13 protein-coding genes and 1 pseudogene are annotated in these 17765 nt (G+C 37.8%); 13 read left to right on the plus strand and 1 reads right to left on the minus strand.

Features of this window, described 5'->3' with window-relative positions:
- From N5O98_RS25440 to N5O98_RS25490, 11 genes and pseudogenes are all read left to right on the plus strand, one after another.
- Window positions 1–111, plus strand: a pseudogene (locus tag N5O98_RS25440) (IS30 family transposase); the annotation flags it as partial.
- Window positions 112–153: 42 nt separating this feature from the next.
- Window positions 154–921: a LamG domain-containing protein gene (locus tag N5O98_RS25445; protein ID WP_269496148.1), complete on the plus strand. Its 768-nt coding sequence runs from the start codon at window positions 154–156 to the stop codon at window positions 919–921.
- 30 nt (window positions 922–951) lie between these two features.
- Window positions 952–2226, plus strand: coding sequence for a BT_3987 domain-containing protein (locus N5O98_RS25450; RefSeq protein ID WP_224440802.1), 1275 nt, complete (start codon window positions 952–954; stop codon window positions 2224–2226).
- 65 nt (window positions 2227–2291) lie between these two features.
- Complete coding sequence (locus tag N5O98_RS25455; protein WP_004310010.1) at window positions 2292–3368, plus strand: DUF1573 domain-containing protein; 1077 nt, start codon at window positions 2292–2294, stop codon at window positions 3366–3368.
- A 73-nt stretch (window positions 3369–3441) separates the two neighbouring features.
- Window positions 3442–5790, plus strand: a complete 2349-nt coding sequence (locus N5O98_RS25460) for a glycoside hydrolase family 3 N-terminal domain-containing protein (protein WP_162864658.1) — start codon at window positions 3442–3444, stop codon at window positions 5788–5790.
- A gap of 261 nt (window positions 5791–6051) precedes the next feature.
- Entirely contained in the window at window positions 6052–6591 is a 540-nt protein-coding gene (locus N5O98_RS25465) for an RNA polymerase sigma-70 factor (protein ID WP_004310012.1), read from the plus strand.
- A 47-nt stretch (window positions 6592–6638) separates the two neighbouring features.
- The gene (locus N5O98_RS25470) at window positions 6639–7628 is read left to right on the plus strand and encodes a FecR family protein (RefSeq protein ID WP_004310013.1); all 990 of its coding nucleotides are present in this window, start codon (window positions 6639–6641) and stop codon (window positions 7626–7628) included.
- A 176-nt stretch (window positions 7629–7804) separates the two neighbouring features.
- Window positions 7805–11092, plus strand: coding sequence for a SusC/RagA family TonB-linked outer membrane protein (locus N5O98_RS25475; protein ID WP_004310014.1), 3288 nt, complete (start codon window positions 7805–7807; stop codon window positions 11090–11092).
- A gap of 27 nt (window positions 11093–11119) precedes the next feature.
- A complete protein-coding gene (locus N5O98_RS25480) occupies window positions 11120–12691 on the plus strand; it encodes a RagB/SusD family nutrient uptake outer membrane protein (RefSeq protein ID WP_022199277.1) in 1572 nt (523 codons plus the stop codon).
- Window positions 12692–12715: 24 nt separating this feature from the next.
- The gene (locus tag N5O98_RS25485; RefSeq protein ID WP_004310016.1) at window positions 12716–13741 is read left to right on the plus strand and encodes a glycoside hydrolase family 18; all 1026 of its coding nucleotides are present in this window, start codon (window positions 12716–12718) and stop codon (window positions 13739–13741) included.
- A gap of 12 nt (window positions 13742–13753) precedes the next feature.
- Window positions 13754–14956, plus strand: a complete 1203-nt coding sequence (locus N5O98_RS25490; RefSeq protein ID WP_004310017.1) for a DUF1735 and LamG domain-containing protein — start codon at window positions 13754–13756, stop codon at window positions 14954–14956.
- A 133-nt stretch (window positions 14957–15089) separates the two neighbouring features.
- On the opposite strand, the gene N5O98_RS25495 is transcribed toward N5O98_RS25490, so the two are convergent.
- Complete coding sequence (locus tag N5O98_RS25495) at window positions 15090–15566, minus strand: Dps family protein (protein WP_004305814.1); 477 nt, start codon at window positions 15564–15566, stop codon at window positions 15090–15092.
- Between the two features lie 137 nt (window positions 15567–15703).
- Here N5O98_RS25495 and N5O98_RS25500 point away from each other — a divergent pair, with 137 nt between their 5' ends.
- Both N5O98_RS25500 and N5O98_RS25505 read left to right on the plus strand, forming a co-directional pair.
- On the plus strand, window positions 15704–16630 hold the full coding sequence (locus N5O98_RS25500; RefSeq protein ID WP_004310018.1) for a hydrogen peroxide-inducible genes activator: 927 nt from the start codon (window positions 15704–15706) through the stop codon (window positions 16628–16630).
- 276 nt (window positions 16631–16906) lie between these two features.
- Complete coding sequence (locus N5O98_RS25505) at window positions 16907–17617, plus strand: MIP family channel protein (RefSeq protein ID WP_262895584.1); 711 nt, start codon at window positions 16907–16909, stop codon at window positions 17615–17617.
- Window positions 17618–17765: the final 148 nt, after the last annotated feature.

A 17765-nucleotide genomic window follows, 5' to 3' on the forward strand; every position in this document is an offset into this window, starting at 1 on the left:
TGGATTGAAAATAAACTCAATAATCGACCTCGTAAAAGACTTGGATACCTCACGCCAAACGAAAAATTTAAACAAATTATTAATCAGAATTCTGTTGCATTTGCAAGTTGAATTCAGCTGATACCGGTTACCATAAAAAGTGCGACGGGAGATTTGGATATTATAGAAGCAGGGCGTACTATTTTCCTGAAAGTATCTCGAACATTGCGTTTCCATGCTCCGTATGTAGGACAGGCTTCTATGGCTTATCAATTTTTGCTTCCGGATCCTATTCCTTCTTTGCCTACTTATACATGGGAAGTGAAGATTTACGCCACTAAATTCCGTTCTTCCGGAGCTTCCGGTACTACCCGTGTTTGCTCATTTGGAGGTAGTGAAGCATCTGTAGAAGGGGGAGCGATTGATGATGGAGGCTTTAAATGTGACCAGAACCTGCTTCGTTTTGGTGAAGGAACGGATGAACCGAACCAGTTGCATGTAACAACTAAACAGGGTAAAATGTCATCGAATACTCGCTTTGCTTTAAATACCTGGTATGCTGTTGCCTTGGTAAATGACGGCAGTACGTTGACATTGTATATCAATGGAGAGAAAGATAACTCAATGACAGTTGCTCCGTATGAATATGCGCTTTATGGAGTACAGATCGGTATGCCTTCAAAAGGTTATCAATCTTCACAATTGTTTTATGGTCGTTTGAGTGAGATGCGTCTTTGGACTCGTCCTTTGTCTGCTCGTGAAATTAAAGCAAATGTATGTGGGGTAGACCCTTCTACCAATGGGCTTGTGTCTTATTGGAGAATGAATGAAGGAGAAGGAACTACTTTCTATGATTTATCTCCGTCAAAGCGTGATATCAGTTATAAGAATGGAATCACGATTGACTGGACTTATGATGATACGAATAAATGTCTTGAATAAGGTAATAATAAATGAATAGACTGTATGATAATGAAAAACAATATAAATAGATTAACTCTCCTTTTGCTTGTTTTATTGGGAGGAGTAGGATTCACATCTTGTTCGGATGATGACAATGATTTTATTGAATTGCCGACAATAGAGATGCCACAGTCGGAGGCAGGACCTGTTTCTATTGATTATAGGGAGATACTGGATGCAGGAAGCTATGTCTATGATTATACTATCAAACTGGATAAACCTGCTGCTACTACTTTATTGTGTGACATTGCCGTGGACGAAAGTATGGTAGAGGCTTATAACGCTGCAAATAACACGTCTTATAAGATGATGCCCGCTTTTGTCTATGAGTTGCAAGCTAAAAATGCGATAGTGAAGGCAGGACAGCAAGAATCCAATTCCTTATCAGTTAAGTTTTCATCATTGTTCGGTTTGGTGGAAGGTGAAGAATATTTGCTTCCTATTGTTGCAACAATAGATGAAACGTGTGTAGGACAATTTGTAACGGACACTCGTTCTGTTTCTTATTTTACGATTAGCATTGATGGGGAATTGGATTATATACCGGGATTGAATATGAGTTCTTATTCAACGGATATGTATCGTACGTTAAGTTTCGCAAATGATGAAGTAGTTACGATTGAAGATAATACACATACGTTTGAAATGCTTGTATATCCATATAATTGGCACAGTGGAACTAATTATATAGGTACATGGCGTGGTAAGGATACCAACAATAATAATGAGGTTTTTAGTGGTTGTGAACTACGTGTAACTGGTGCAACGGGAGCGTCTAATATTGGTAATCGTCAATGTGACTTGACATTGGCTAATCAAAATATAACGTTGCCGGCTAATCAATGGGTTAGGTTGACTATTACTTGTGACGGAACGAAAACGGGCCAGAATACTGAGGTTGCTTATCGTTTATATATTAACGGTGAGGAAGTTGCTTCTGCAAAACCTACTAAACGTTGGGGACCATCCTCTTCTCAAAGATTCAAGGTGGGATATACGTTGACTGGTATTCAGTTTGGTAATACAAGTTCAAGTATGTATTTTGATGGTCTGATTTCTGATATTCGTATGTGGAAGAAGTGTCTGACAGCGGAAGAAGTAAAAGCTAACTTGCGTACAATAGCTTCTCCATCTTCTTCGGACTTATATGGCTATTGGAAATTGGATGAAGGAGAAGGAAATACATTGAAGGACAGTTCGGGCAATGGGCGTGATTTAACTTTCCCGGCTTCGGCAAATATCATTTGGAATGCAGAATTCAATGATTTGCCTCAAGATAATTAAAATGTGATTTTATATTGGGAGTTATTGTGTTTTTACGTAGCTCCCAATATTAACTTAAAGAAATGATGATGAAACGTTTTATGTCAGCTTTGATCGTTTTACTGTGCTCTATTGTTGGCGTATGTGCGCAACAACAGGGAAGAGCTGTATTGCGTTTTGATACTACTACTTGGAATTTTGGTAATATTCAGGAAGTAGGAGGCAAAGTGAGTCATACTTTTCATTTTACTAATATGCATACTTCTCCGGTTGTGATTGAAGAAGTGATTTCAACTTGTGGGTGTGCCATTTCTGTTTATAGTAAACAACCTGTAAAACCAGGGCATACAGGCACTATTACCGTAACTTTCGATCCTAAAGGGCGAACAAACTTTTTCTCTAAGAGTATAAGGGTTGTTTCTAATTCAGGGCAAAGTGTCAATACTCTTTGGGTAAAAGGCACGATAAATACAATGAATCGTATAGAGGATGAATATCCTTATTCTTTATCATCAGATATTTTGGCAGACCGAATGACTCTATCTTATGATCTGTTACAACATAATGGGAGGCCAAAACAATTGGAAATTAGAATCTATAACCGATCGGATAAAATGGTCAGGTTGTCATACTCGCTGTTGGATAAGAGCGGATGTTTGTCGATTTCTATGCCATCATCTCTTCAAGGTCGATCTTATGCGACTATAAAAATAACAGCTTCTCCTTTAAAAGGCTTTTACGGTACATTTAAAGATAAGATTATTATTAGTGCCAATTCCGTACACAGTTCTCCTATACAAATCTTTGGTACAGTGATTGATGATATGAGAAAAGTAAGCACGGCAACTGCTCCCCGGATGAAATGTTCACAATCTTATTTTAATTTGGGGAATATCTCATTAAAAAAGCATATTCAGCGAAAAGTAAAAGTTACTAATGAAGGGGCGAATCCTCTTATTATCCGCAAGATAGAATGTCCGGAATTTGTTTCTACTAATATCCGGGGTGAAAAGGTTTTGAAGCAAAATGAGTGTCTGGAGGTTCTGTTTGAATTAAATGTATCATCTTCAAACCATCTATTGGATGCAAAGGTCAAGTTGATAACAAATGATGCTCATCAACCTGTACATACAGTTATATTTGAAGGAGAAATAGGTAAGTAGGATTGAATATCTCTATTTGAAAGATTAGAAATACACTATAAATTAATTGAGTCATTTTACTGCATATAACATTATGATAAAACGATTGTATATCTTGGTGATAGTACAGATGGTATGTACTTTGGGGTTTACTCAATCCTCTCCCTCGTTACCTGCTTACAAAGATCGCTGTTTGTCGATAGATATAAGACTTTCAGATTTACTTTCCCGCATGACTTTAGAAGAAAAGGTCGGTCAGTTACTTTGTCCTTTAGGTTGGGAAATGTATGAAATCCATGGTAGTGAAGTTCATCCTTCCGAAAAGTTCAAGCAATTAATCAAAGAAAGGAATGTAGGAATGCTTTGGGCAACCTATCGTGCCGATCCTTGGACAAAGAAAACTATAGCAAATGGACTTAATCCGGAACTGGCAGCAAAGGCAGGAAATGCATTGCAAAAGTATGTGATGGAGAATACCCGTCTGGGAATTCCGATGTTTTTAGCAGAAGAAGCCCCTCATGGGCACATGGCAATTGGTACTACTGTTTTTCCTACGGGTATCGGAATGGCAGCTACCTGGTCACCGGAGTTAGTAAAAGAAGTTGGTCAAGTTATCGCTAAAGAAATTCGTTCCCAAGGTGGGCATATTAGTTACGGTCCCGTACTTGATCTGACCCGTGATCCCCGTTGGTCCCGCGTGGAAGAAACATTTGGGGAAGATCCGGTATTAAGCGGGACTTTGGGGGCGGCAATGGTAGATGGATTAATCAACGGAAATATTTCCCGGAAAAACAGTACGATAGCTACTCTAAAGCATTTTTTAGCCTATGCCGTACCGGAGGGCGGACAGAATGGGAATCAAGCTTTAGTTGGAATGAGAGAATTGCATGAAAACTTCCTACCGCCTTTTAAAAAAGCGATTGATGCTGGTGCTCTTTCTGTGATGACTTCTTATAATTCAATAGACGGAATCCCATGTACTGCCAACTCATATTTGCTGAATCAACTGTTGCGAAATGAGTGGAAGTTTAGAGGTTTTGTTGTTTCCGATTTATATAGTATTGAAGGAATATATGAAAGTCATTATACGGCTTCTTCTATAGAGGATGCGGCTATTCAAGCAGTTTCTGCCGGAGTAGATGTTGACTTAGGTGGAGAAGCTTATACGAATATTTATCGGGCTGTAAAAGAGAAACGTTTGTCAGAGGCTATTATTGATGAAGTCGTTTGCAGGGTTCTACGATTAAAATTTGAAATGGGATTGTTTGAAAATCCATACGTAGATCCCCAAATAGCGATTGAAAGAGTTCGTAATGCAAATCATATTGCCAATGCACGACGGATGGCACAAGCATCGGTGACTTTATTAAAGAATAGGCATGACATTCTGCCTTTGAGTAAAAACATCCGTAAAGTAGCGGTAATTGGCCCAAATGCAGATAATTGTTATAATATGCTGGGTGATTATACAGCTCCCCAAAAAGACGAAAATATAAAAACGGTACTGGATGGAATCATTTCTAAATTATCTCTTTCACGTGTTGAGTATGTAAGAGGTTGCGCTATCCGTGATACTACCAACAATGAAATAGCGAAAGCAGTTGAAGCTGCTAATCGTGCAGATGTGGTGATTGCAGTAGTGGGTGGTTCCAGTGCTCGTGATTTTAAAACGACTTATAAAGAGACGGGAGCTGCTATTGCAGATAAAAGCCAAATCAGTGATATGGAGTGTGGAGAAGGCTTTGATCGTGCAACTCTTTCTTTGTTAGGAAAACAGCTGGAATTACTAGAATCCTTGAAATCAACGAGAAAGCCCCTGATTGTGGTTTACATTGAGGGACGTCCATTAAATAAAAATTGGGCAGCGGAACATGCAGATGCATTGCTGACCGCCTATTATCCCGGACAAGAGGGGGGGGATGCCATTGCTGATGTTTTATTTGGTGATTATAATCCGGCAGGTCGCTTGCCTGTTTCTGTTCCCCGGTCAGAGGGACAAATTCCCGTATATTATAATAAGAAAGCCCCTAAATGTCACGATTATGTAGAAATGTCTGCCTCCCCATTGTATTCATTTGGATATGGATTAAGTTATTCAACTTTCGAATATTCCAATTTAAAAGTGACACAACAAGCGCCTTTGCATTTTGAAATATCATTTGATGTAGAAAACACAGGAAAGTATGATGGTGAAGAAGTGGCTCAACTTTATATTCGTGATGAGTATGCTTCTGTAGTCCGGGCACTTCGGCAACTCAAACATTTTAAGCGTTTCTTTTTGAAGCAGGGAGAGAAAAAAACAATTGTATTCACTTTGGTAGAAGAGGATTTATCCATTATCAATCAAAAAATGGAGCGAATCGTAGAACCGGGAAGCTTCCAGCTGATGATTGGAGCAGCGTCGGATGATATCAGATTATCAAAGACGATTTCTGTGAAATAAGTTAATTTGCTCATATAGTGTCAATAATCATGACACTGTATGAGTACACTATAGAAATATGATTATGTCATCATGTTCAAGAAGAAAATATATTTTTTCTATTTGGGTTGGTAATGACCCTTATTAGAACGACTTATTGGCGTGGTAGATGACTGGATGACATAAATATATTTATTTTTATCGTTGTTATTATTTGTTTTTTTTGATAAAAGCGTTTATTTTTGGCTCTCATAAAAAATAAATCTAACCGGACGATCTTTGATGACACACATAAAAGAACAAGAAAAGAAGAGAAAATTTGAACAATTTTTCATTCTTACTTTTCCTAAAGTAAAAGCTTTCGCATGGAAAATCCTACATTCGGAAGAAGATGCAGAAGATATTGCCCAGGATATATTCGTCAAACTGTGGGATAATCCAGAGATTTGGGAGAATAAAGAGACATGGGATAGCTATATTTATACAATGGCTCGTAATCAGATTTATAACTTCCTGAAACATCAGTCCGTAGAACTTAATTATCAGGAAAAACTATCTCAAGAAAATTCTCCTTCTTATGAATTTGATATGTATGATAAGCTTTATGCAAAAGAACTCCAACTTTTAATAAAACTTACTTTAGATAATATGCCAGAGCAACGGAGAAAAGTTTTTTCTATGAGCCGGCAAAGAGGAATGAGTAATCAGGAAATAGCTGATAATCTGCAGCTTTCCGTTCGGACTGTAGAACGACATATCTATTTAGCTTTGCAAGAATTAAAAAAAGTCATTTTAATTGCATTTTTTTTCTGTTTCTATTGAGTAGTCTGTTTTAGCTAGTTGTCTATATATTATAAGGCAACAGAAAAATGGAGAATTATATTCAAAAAATAATTAGTGTATTCACAGCTTCCAAGCATAGTGAGAAAGTAATTGAAGAAGTGCATCAATGGCTGGTGGATAAAGAGCATTCTGATGAAAAAGAGGCTGCTTTACATACACTATGGAGTGAAACTGACGGTAAAGCTGATGCGGGTACATGGGCTTCTCTTTCTAATGTATATAATAAGATAGGTGCAGGTCAACAAAAAACTGTGCGAAAATTCCGAATGCAGATATGGCAATATGCAGCAGTTGCAGTAGTTGTACTGGCTGTTGCTATTTCAGGAACTTTCTTTTATGCTAAGAATATGTATTCGGAAGTTGCTATGATAGAAAAATTCACTCCTGCTGGTGATATGATTACAATCGAACTACCCGATGGAAGTAAAGTACAGACTAATTCCGGAACCTTATTACTTTATCCGGAAGCTTTCAAAGGAGATACTCGCACGGTATATTTGGTAGGAGAAGCTAATTTTAAGGTGAAAAAGGATCCGGAGAAACCATTTATTGTGAGATCGGGAAGCATGGCTGTTACAGCTTTGGGGACAGAGTTTAATGTGGGTGCTTATCCGGAAAGTAATGAAATTGTTGCAACATTACTTCATGGGAAGATAAAAGTAGATTGTGATGAAGAAAGAAGAAACTATATACTACATCCGGGACAGCAAATTATATATCAAAAAAATAGTGGTCAAGTAGTGTTAGCTAATGCTGATGTAGAAGCTGTAACAGCTTGGCAAAAGGGATTGTATATATTCCGCGGAGATACGATGAAAGAAATCATAGCTGAATTGGAGCGTCGCTTTAATATCACATTCCAATGTAATACCAGTCATTTCAGTAATGATAAATATAATTTTAGTTTCCGTAAAAACTCGGATATTGGAGAAATTATGGATATTATGAAAGAAGTAGTAGGAGGATTTGATTATAAAATAGAAGAGAATGTATGTTATATAAAACTGATTAAGTAATTATCTTACAAATATTTTGTTTAACCTTAAATATCATTGATTATGTAAAAAAGTATCCGGAAAAAGGATGCCGCCTGATTCCGGATATGAAATGACTTTTTTAGTATTAAAGCTACCGGCTTAAATCTTTGATGAATATAATATTATGAGTTTAACACTAAAAACGCTACTAAGATATGAATTTATATCTATTAAAAGCTAAATGTATAACATTTTTTTGCTGTTTGCTATTCGCGCAAACAGTGCTCTTTGCTCAAAGTAATGTGAAAATAACTATTAAGAAAAATGAAATAACATTACGAGAAGCATTGACAGAAGTTGAGAAACAATCTAAAATGTCCGTTGCCTATAATGAATCTCAACTTGGAGGAAGTAAACGTATTTCTTTGAATGTGAGTGAACTACCGTTAGAACAGGCACTCAAGGTCATATTAAAAGGAACAGGATTTAGTTATAAATTAAAAGATAGCTATATCATGATAATTCCGGAAAAAAAGGAAGAGTCTGTATCAAAGGAAATACAAGGTCGGGTTGTGGACGAACAAGGAGAAGCCTTGATTGGAGTTAATGTTTCAATTAATGGTGGTAGTGGTGGTACAATAACTAACCTGAATGGAGATTTTACAATCCGTGTTACCAAAAACGATTTCCTGAAGGTTTCGTATATCGGGTATACGACTCAAATGGTTAAAATATCAGATAAGACTGTTTATAATATTACAATGGCTTCTGACACAAAGGCCTTGGATGAAGTGGTTGTTACAGCATTGGGTATTAAGAGAGAAGCTAAGGCATTGACGTATAATGTGCAGGAAATAAAAGCTGCCGGTATAACAAAAGTGAAAGATGCCAACTTTATAAATAGCCTTTCTGGTAAGGTAGCAGGTGTGACTATTAATCAGAGTTCGTCTGGAACTGGAGGATCTTCCCGCGTTGTCATGCGTGGTACCAAATCATTATTTGGTGAAAACAATGCGTTGTACGTTTTGGATGGTATTCCAATGCAAGGGTTAAGAACCAAACAATCAGATAATTTTTATGAGTCAGTGGAAGTGGCCGACGGAGATGGAATATCTAATATTAATCCGGAGGATATAGAAAGTATGTCCATCCTGACTGGTGCTTCTGCAGCCTCCTTATATGGTAATAGAGGTGCGAATGGTGTGATACTGATCACAACCAAAAAAGGTGCGATTGGAAAACCCAGAATAAGTTATTCAAATAGCACTAGTTTTTCAAGACCTTTTATTACTCCTGAATTCCAGAATACGTATGGACGTAAAGAAGGTGAATTTAAAAGTTGGGGGGATAAATTAGAGAAACCTTCCGATTATAATCCTTTGGATTTCTTTCAAACAGGATTTAATACAATGAATTCTATTGCTGTATCTACTGGTACAGAAACAAATCAGACGCATATATCTTTTGGGTCTGTAAATTCAGAAGGTGTCATTGATAATAATAAATATAATCGCTATAATTTTACATTCCGTAATTCTTGGGACATCGTTAAAGACGTTTTAAGTATGGATATGGGATTATTTTATATCAAACAGAATAACCAAAACAGTAACGGACAAGGTATGTACTATAATCCGTTGGTTCCAGTCTATTTGTTTCCACCAAGTGATGATATGAATAAATATGTAGTTTATGAACGATATGACGCTGATAGAAACTTCAAAACTCAATATTGGCCTTATAAAAATCAGGGATTGGGTATGCAGAATCCATATTGGATTATTAATCGTAATATGTTCAATACTGATAGAGACCGCTATATCATGTCATTATCAATGAAATGGAATATAACCAATTGGCTTAATATTATCGGACGTGCCCGCGTTGATAATGCTTATACTGATTTCGAACGTAAATTATACGCTTCCACTGATGGTTTGTTCTCCAAATCTCAAGGTAACTATATGACACAGGAAGACAAGAATACTGCAACTTATCTTGATTTCTTAGTAAATATAGATAAGAAATTCGGGGAGAATTATCACTTGTTAGTAAACCTTGGTGGTAGTTATTATGATGAAAAATATAAATCAAGTACTTTTGAAGGCAATCTGCTTGGAGTACCGAACTTTTTCCATCCAAGTAATATACCTTCAACAGAAAGCGGATATAGCAAACAATCATTGCATACCCAGACTCAATCTCTATATGGTAAAGCAGAACTGGGGTACCGCAATTTTCTTTATGCTGACGTGACAAGTCGTATAGACTGGTTTTCTACATTGGTAGGTACTTCCAAGGAATATGTATTCTATCCGTCCGTAGGTCTTTCTGTAGTGTTGTCAGAGATTATTCCGCTTCCTAAAAAAGTATTCTCTTTCTGGAAGATTCGTGGTTCCTATGCGCAAGTAGGTAATCCTCCAAGTGCATACTTGCCTTATGCAACAGTGGTTTTGGAAAATGGTAATGCTACAAGTGCTAACTTCTCACCTGCCAATCATCTTAAAGCGGAAATGACCAAAGCATTTGAATTTGGTATGGACTTACGGTTGTTTGATAATAAATTGAACCTTGCAGCAACATATTACAATTCAAACACATACAATCAGTTGTTTAAATATGAATTGCCGCCCAGCACAGGATACGCTTTTGCATATGAAAATGCAGGAAAAGTAAACAACTGGGGTATTGAACTAAGTGTAGGTTTTAATCAGGATTTAGGCCCGGTAAATTGGAACTCAAATTTGATTTATTCAATGAACCGTAATGAAATCAAAGAGTTACTTCCTGAGTATGTGACTGACCGCACTACTAGTACAACAGTAAAATCACCAACAGAATTTTCCGTTGCCAGTGCAGATTCATACAGAATGATTTTGAAAGAAGGTGGTACTATGTCTGATATCTATGCGACAAAATTGAAACAAGACTTACATGGTGATATTCTTATTTCAAATGGAGGTGTATCGGCTGAAGAAAATACTTTCATAAAAGTTGGTTCGGCAGCTCCTAAGTATAATCTAGGATTTAGAAACAGTTTTTCTTGGAAAGGGGTGGAACTTGATTTTCTGATTGACGCGCGTGTTGGCGGTGAGGTGATTTCCGCTACACAAGCTTTGATGGATCAATTCGGAGTATCACAACAAACAGCTACAGCCCGTGATAACGGTGGTGTACCTGTAAATAATGGAAAGTTGGATGCAGAACAATATTATGGTACCGTTGCTTCCGGAAAAACAGGTTTACTGGCGCATTATGTGTACAGTGCGACTAATGTTCGTTTACGTGAAATGTCATTATCATATATGCTTCCGGCAAAGTGGTTCGGAGAAAAATTGAACATTTCTCTGTCACTGACAGGACACAATTTGCTGATGTTTTATAAGAAAGCTCCGTTTGATCCGGAACTAACAGCAAATACAGGAACTTATTATCAGGGTTTCGATTATTTTATGCCACCTAGCTTACGCAGTTTCGGTTTTGGTGTAAAAGTTAACTTTTGATTTTAATACTTTAATACGAAGAATAAAATGAAAAATAGAATCTATAACGTTATACAAACTTGCTTCCTGGTGTTTGCTGTTTGCTTTTTATTGGGAAGTTGTATGTCTGATACGATTAATCTGGATCCTGATAAAGTTCAAGAAAAAGAATTGGATAAAGATAATTTATGGGGCAGCTATCTTACTACGATGCAACGTAGGGTAGTATCTGAAGATGTTAACTTGTTTCAACGCTCGGAAGACCTTTTTGGCAACATGTATTCTGGATATTTTGCCGGAACGCAAAATTGGGGCGGAGGAGCGAATGGAACGACTTATGCTATTTCTGACGAATGGAAAGATGCACCTTTTAAAAGTGCATTTGTAGAGTTCTTATCTTCATGGAATATTTTACGCCAAAAGGTAGACTCTGCATCTGTATTGTTTGCTGTCGGTGAAATTGTAAAAGTGACAGCTATACATAAAACTACAGATATGTACGGTCCGTTACCTTATCTAAAGTTTGGTCTGACTAATCCTGTCCCTTATGATTCGCAAGAAGCTATCTATAAATCTTTTTTCAAAGAACTGAACCATGCTATTGATATCTTGACCAAGTTTGATCAAGCTAACCCAAATTCTAAGGCATTGGAAAAGTTTGATTTAATATTTGGCAGTAACATACCTAATTGGATTCGTTTTGCGAATTCTTTGAAGCTGCGTTTGGCAATACGTTTAAGTGCTGTTTATCCGGAGGCTCAAAAAGAAGCAGAAGCTGCTGTTACACATTCGTATGGAGTGATTGAAACAAATGATAATAATCCGGCAATGCAATCTAATTCAACTCTTTCGTTCACCTATCACAACCCTATAAATAGTATTAGCAGCGCAGACGGCTATGAAGAAGATGTAATGGGGGCTAGTATGGATGCTTATTTGAATGGGTTTGGAGATCCACGTATATCCGTATTTTTCCAATTGTCTTCAAATGACAATTATCGTGGATTGCGTAACGGACATAAGAATGGTGATATATTTAAAGGTGATTTAGGACTCTCCAAACCTAATATATTGCAAGGAACCCCTTATGTTTGGATGACAGCTGCAGAAGTTTATTTTTTGCGGGCAGAAGGTGCCTTGAAGACATGGAACATGAAAGGAACCGCTAAAAGTTTGTATCATTCAGGCATACGTGCTTCTTTCGAACAACATGGAGTAAAAGGAGTGGAAACTTATCTTGCAAGTACTAAAGTGCCGGCAAAATACCCTGGATTCAAAAGCAGTCCTTCCGCACCAGCCCCATCTGATGTTACGATAGTCTGGGATGAAAATGATAAAGAAAAGCAGTTAGAACAGATCATCACCCAAAAATGGATAGCAATGTACCCATTAGGACAGGAAGCATGGAGTGAATTCCGCAGAACAGGCTATCCTAAGATCTATGAAATAGTTAATAATGAGAGTGGTGGTGTTATTAGCTCTTCTGTACAGATCCGTCGTGTTCCTTTCCCCTATTCCGAATATCAAGGAAATAAAGAAGAGGTGGAAAAAGCCGTTAAACTATTGGGTGGTCCGGATACCGGAGCTACTCGCTTATGGTGGGATGTAGAAAATAAGTAATCATATTCTTTTAGATAAAACGACATGAAGAAATTATTAACATATATAATAGTTTTCGTAATAGTTGGTACGGGAATTATATCGTGTAATACAGATATAGAAGCTTTGGATATAGTGGTGCCTGATAAGATGTCCAAAGAATATTGGGAAAATTTAAGAGCATATAAAGCAAGAAACGACCATGAAGTCTTTTTTGGCTGGTTTGGCGGATGGACGGCTAACTCTGCTGATATGATCAACTATTTAAGAAGTGTGCCTGACAGTGTAGATATTATTTCTATTTGGGGAGCTTACCAGAACTTAAGTCCGGCACAAATGGAAGATTTACGTTATGTACAGGATGTGAAAGGAACTCGTGTCACATATACTATCTTTGCTCACAAAATTCCAGATGAATTTATGTCTGGTGAAAATCATGAGATTGCTACTCCTGAAGGAATAGAAGAGTATGCCAAGTCTTTGGTAGATACTATGTATAAGTATGGTTATCAGGGTATTGATCTTGATTATGAACCCGGCTATCAGGAATTTCCTGGGGTTCCGTTCAGTGGTCCTTTAGTAGGTCCGTCTTATATGTGGCCTGATTATATGGATAATATGGAAATGTTTGTAAAGGCATTAGGAAAATATATTGGTCCGAAGTCGGGAACTCGTAATCTATTAATTATTGATGGAGTACCTTATCATTTAAAGCAAGGATTGGCTGAATATTTTAATTATGGAGTGGTTCAGTCTTATAATTCTAGGGGATATCAAGATCTGCAGGGGCGTTTCGATAATGCAGCTAAAAATGGTTGGAAACCGGAACAATACATTTTTGCTGAAACCTTTGAGGGGGGTAAGTATGCAAGTGGAGGAGTAGATCACTCTTTAAGAGAAGGCGGGTCGGTACCTTCATTAGAAGGAATGGCACGTTTCCTCCCCATGTATGAAGGAAAATTAGCCACCCGCAAAGGAGGATGTGGTACCTATCACATGGAGAACGATTACCGTTCCAATCCTAATTACAAATGGACACGTAATGCGATCAGAATAATGAACGAACATTAAAGTTTAGAAAAAATGAAACAGAATATAAAATACATATTATTAAGCTTGCTTGTCCTTCTAATGGTATCATGCCAGAAAAGTCAGGAATACTATGAAGGATTATATGTTGTTGGCGCAGATCAATTATCACCGGTTGCTAATCTGACAATTGATGATTTGCCTGCAGTTATCGGAATTAAAGTTGCTTCATCATGTGCGATAGGAGATCATGTAGAAGTGGGTATGAAGGCCACTCCGGAATTAGTGGAGTCTTTCAATAAGGAATATAAGAAGAATTATGAACTTCTTCCTGAAAAGTCGTACAAGTTGGAGAATACAACATTAACTATTGAAAATGGAAAGAATACTTCCACAGATGGTGTGCGTTTAAGTGTTATCAGCCGGGACTTATTAAAGGAAGGCAAAACGTATCTGCTTCCTATAAGTATTGTGAGTGTGTCGGATAAGAATTTGTCCGTAATAGAAGGTTCACGTACCATATACATTGTTATCAATCAAATTATTATTACTCAAGCTGCGGATATTTCTGCTAATAACGGGTATTTCAAGGTCGATTTCAGAAAAGAATCTCAATACAATACCACGGCATTGAATAATGTAACATTTGAAGCACGAGTTCGTTTTAAAAAGATGACTTCTACCAGTGGAAAATGGTGCTTCTCTGTTATGGGATTGGAAGAGAATTTCTGTTTGCGTACTGCCGGTGATAATAAAAGCGGTTGGAAATTGCAATTGAGTGGAGGTAGTCCGGCAATTGATTCCAGAGATGTTTTACCCAATGATAAATGGTTGCATTTGGCTTGTGTATATGACGGTTCACAAGGAAAGAAGTTTGTATATGTTAATGGTGAACTACAGGGAGAACTTCCGGATACAAGAGGTACTATCGATTTAACGCAAGCCTATGGACATGATAAAAATGCAGCATTCTATATTGGTCAGTCTGCAGCAGATAATCGTTATATGGATGGGTATGTAAGTGAAGTACGTGTATGGGCTGTTGCTCGTTCGGCTGCTGATCTGAAAAATAATGTCTGCTGGGTGGATCCTTTAACAGATGGTTTAGTGGCTTATTGGAGATTTAATGAGTCTACTCCGGATAATAATAAAGTAATAACCGACCTTACAGGAAACGGATATAGTGCTACTTATGCCGGACGTGGAACGCTCAATTTTGTACAAGGAGTTCGTTGTCCTGATAATGCTGCTGAATAGCAAAACTATATATCCTTATAAAAGGAAAAATGAAGAAATAGATAATGGTAGACTGACTAAAAAGTCTTTCTATATATAAATAGAAGATGTCCTGATTGCAAATAAGCAAGACCGGGACATCTTTTTATTTTAATTACTTGCTATTATAAGCAACCAACATCCAAACCAATTTTTCCTGTTCTTTCAGATAATCGCTCATCATCGAAACGGTTACTTCGTCTCCGGCTTGAGAAGCGATAGACAAAATCTTACGTTCTTCGCCAATCAGATAACTGATAGACTGAAGGATATTATTCAATGCTTCGTCTCCGTTGCTTACCTTATCCACTTCATTCACATTTGCCACTTTCAGATAATCACTGAATTTATTGGCAGGAGTACCACCCAGCATCAAGATACGTTCTGCGATTTCATCCACCTTTTCAGCCGTGTCATCATACATCTTTTCGAATTGACTGTGGAGTACAAAGAAATTATGTCCCTTGATATTCCAGTGGAAACCGCGAAGATTGGTGTAATACACTTGGAAGTCTGCTAATAGTTGTTGCAAAGATGCTACTACGTTGTTTGCTCCCGATTCGTTCAGTTTGATAAATTCTAAAGTTTTCATATTCTTTTATTTTTAATGATTTATACTTGCTTTCTTTTTTTTCTGTATTGCAAAGATAAGGCGGAAAATGCTTGTTGTCAAACTGAAAATTTCTATCTTTGCATAGATGAAATCTATAACTTAATATGATTTGATAGATGACAATACAACAATTAGAATATATACTAGCTGTAGACCAGTTCAGGCATTTCGCACGGGCAGCTGAATATTGCCGTGTGACGCAACCCACTTTGAGTGCCATGATTCAGAAGCTGGAAGATGAACTGGGAGTAAAGTTGTTCGATAGGACGGTACAGCCCGTTTGTCCGACAGCCATTGGACAGAAAGTGATAAACCAGGCTCGCGTGATTCTGGCGCAGGCAGCTCAAGTGAAAGAAATAATCAGTGAAGATAAGCAGTCATTATCAGGCGTATTCCGCTTGGGAGTATTGCCAACTATCGCTCCTTATTTGCTTCCTCGCTTTTTTCCTCAATTGATGGAAAAATATCCCGAACTGGATATTCGTGTCACGGAAATGAAAACACAGGATATTCAGCAGGCTTTGCATGCCGGTGATTTGGATGCAGGGATTATTGCCAGTAAATTAGAAGACACATTTTTGACGGAAGAAACTCTTTTCTATGAGCAATTCTATGCTTATGTATCACGGAAAGAACCCTCATTCAAACATGACGTTATCCGCACTTCCGATATAACAGGCGAACATCTTTGGCTTTTGGACGAAGGACACTGCTTTCGCGATCAACTCGTCCGTTTTTGTCAGATGGAGGCCGTGAAGGTTAATCAGATGGCCTATCGTTTGGGAAGTATGGAAACCTTTATGCGAATGGTAGAAAGTGGAAAAGGAATCACTTTTATTCCCGAACTGGCAGTGATGCAATTGACAGAAGAACAGCGACAATTAGTACGCCCGTTTGCCATCCCCCGACCGACACGACAGGTGGTGTTGGCGACAAATAGAGATTTTATTCGTCACAGTCTGCTATGCGTCCTGAAGAAGGAAATAAAGGCGGTGGTTCCCAAGGAAATGCTTTCTTTGCAGCCCATACAATGTTTGTTATAGTATATTAGAGATTGAGATGATTCCTGCTCATCTTTTTTGATTGGCAGGAGTCTTTTTACACTTATCTTAGCTCCTTTAAAATAGAAAGAGCTGACAATGATTATCATCCCCATCCCCCATACCGAATATCAGATGTTTATCCGTTCAAAGAATGGAGGCCAAATGACATGAAGAAGGTCTTTTTTTTATTTTAATAAATAAATGTTCGTTCAAAAATGCTGCAAAGATAGTCATTATTGTACATATGAATTTTTATTCAGACCTAAAATCCTATATTTGGCGAAACAACTATTTATATTTAGTGATTATGAAAAGTACATTGCAGAGATGATTGGAACGATGGTGCTCGTCCTTATGGGATGTGGTAGTGCCGTTTTTGCTGGTGGTTTGGCTGATACAGTAGGCGCTGGGGTTGGAACGATCGGCGTAGCTTTAGCCTTTGGTTTGTCCGTAGTAGCGATGGCGTATGCTATCGGAGGTATTTCGGGATGTCACATTAATCCTGCTATTACATTAGGAGTGTTTTTGACTGGTCGTATGAATGGAAAAGATGCAGGTATGTATATGATTTTCCAGGTAATCGGAGCTATTATCGGCTCGGCTATTCTTTTTGCTTTAGTTGCTACCGGTGCTCATGACGGGCCTACAGCGACAGGTTCGAATGGTTTTGGTGATGGAGAAATGTTGCAGGCATTTATTGCGGAAGCAGTATTTACTTTCATTTTTGTATTGGTAGTGCTCGGCTCTACCGATTCGAAGAAGGGAGCAGGTAATCTGGCAGGACTTGCCATCGGTTTGACTCTTGTGTTAGTACATATTGTATGTATTCCTATCACAGGGACTTCTGTGAACCCGGCACGTAGTATTGCTCCGGCATTATTCCAAGGAGGAGAAGCATTGTCACAGTTGTGGTTATTCATCATTGCTCCATTTGTAGGAGCTGCATTGAGTGCAGTTGTTTGGAATTATCTGGGAGATAAGAAATAACTCTTTTAGAAGAAAGAATATAAAGAAGAAAGTAAAGAGGTTGTGTCAAAACGCTGACACAGCCTTTTTTTATGCGCAAAGCCCAGACTTTCTCAAGCCCGGGCTTTGTTATTACCCAAAGTTTTCGTATCTTTAGGTATAAAGTTTT

The sequence above is a fragment of the Bacteroides sp. LFL-34 genome (assembly GCF_027257075.1).
Taxonomy (GTDB): Bacteria; Bacteroidota; Bacteroidia; order Bacteroidales; family Bacteroidaceae; genus Bacteroides; species Bacteroides ovatus.

What these genes read in the sequence shown, in the direction of transcription:
- N5O98_RS25465 (WP_004310012.1), top strand. Translation starts at nt 6,052, where the DNA reads ATGACACACATAAAAGAACAAGAAAAGAAGAGAAAATTTGAACAATTT.
- N5O98_RS25450 (WP_224440802.1), top strand. Translation starts at nt 952, where the DNA reads ATGAAAAACAATATAAATAGATTAACTCTCCTTTTGCTTGTTTTATTG.
- N5O98_RS25485 (WP_004310016.1), top strand. Translation starts at nt 12,716, where the DNA reads ATGAAGAAATTATTAACATATATAATAGTTTTCGTAATAGTTGGTACG.
- N5O98_RS25475 (WP_004310014.1), top strand. Translation starts at nt 7,805, where the DNA reads ATGAATTTATATCTATTAAAAGCTAAATGTATAACATTTTTTTGCTGT.
- N5O98_RS25470 (WP_004310013.1), top strand. Translation starts at nt 6,639, where the DNA reads ATGGAGAATTATATTCAAAAAATAATTAGTGTATTCACAGCTTCCAAG.
- N5O98_RS25460 (WP_162864658.1), top strand. Translation starts at nt 3,442, where the DNA reads ATGATAAAACGATTGTATATCTTGGTGATAGTACAGATGGTATGTACT.
- N5O98_RS25490 (WP_004310017.1), top strand. Translation starts at nt 13,754, where the DNA reads ATGAAACAGAATATAAAATACATATTATTAAGCTTGCTTGTCCTTCTA.
- N5O98_RS25495 (WP_004305814.1), bottom strand. Translation starts at nt 15,566, where the DNA reads ATGAAAACTTTAGAATTTATCAAACTGAACGAATCGGGAGCAAACAAC.
- N5O98_RS25480 (WP_022199277.1), top strand. Translation starts at nt 11,120, where the DNA reads ATGAAAAATAGAATCTATAACGTTATACAAACTTGCTTCCTGGTGTTT.
- N5O98_RS25455 (WP_004310010.1), top strand. Translation starts at nt 2,292, where the DNA reads ATGATGAAACGTTTTATGTCAGCTTTGATCGTTTTACTGTGCTCTATT.
- N5O98_RS25500 (WP_004310018.1), top strand. Translation starts at nt 15,704, where the DNA reads ATGACAATACAACAATTAGAATATATACTAGCTGTAGACCAGTTCAGG.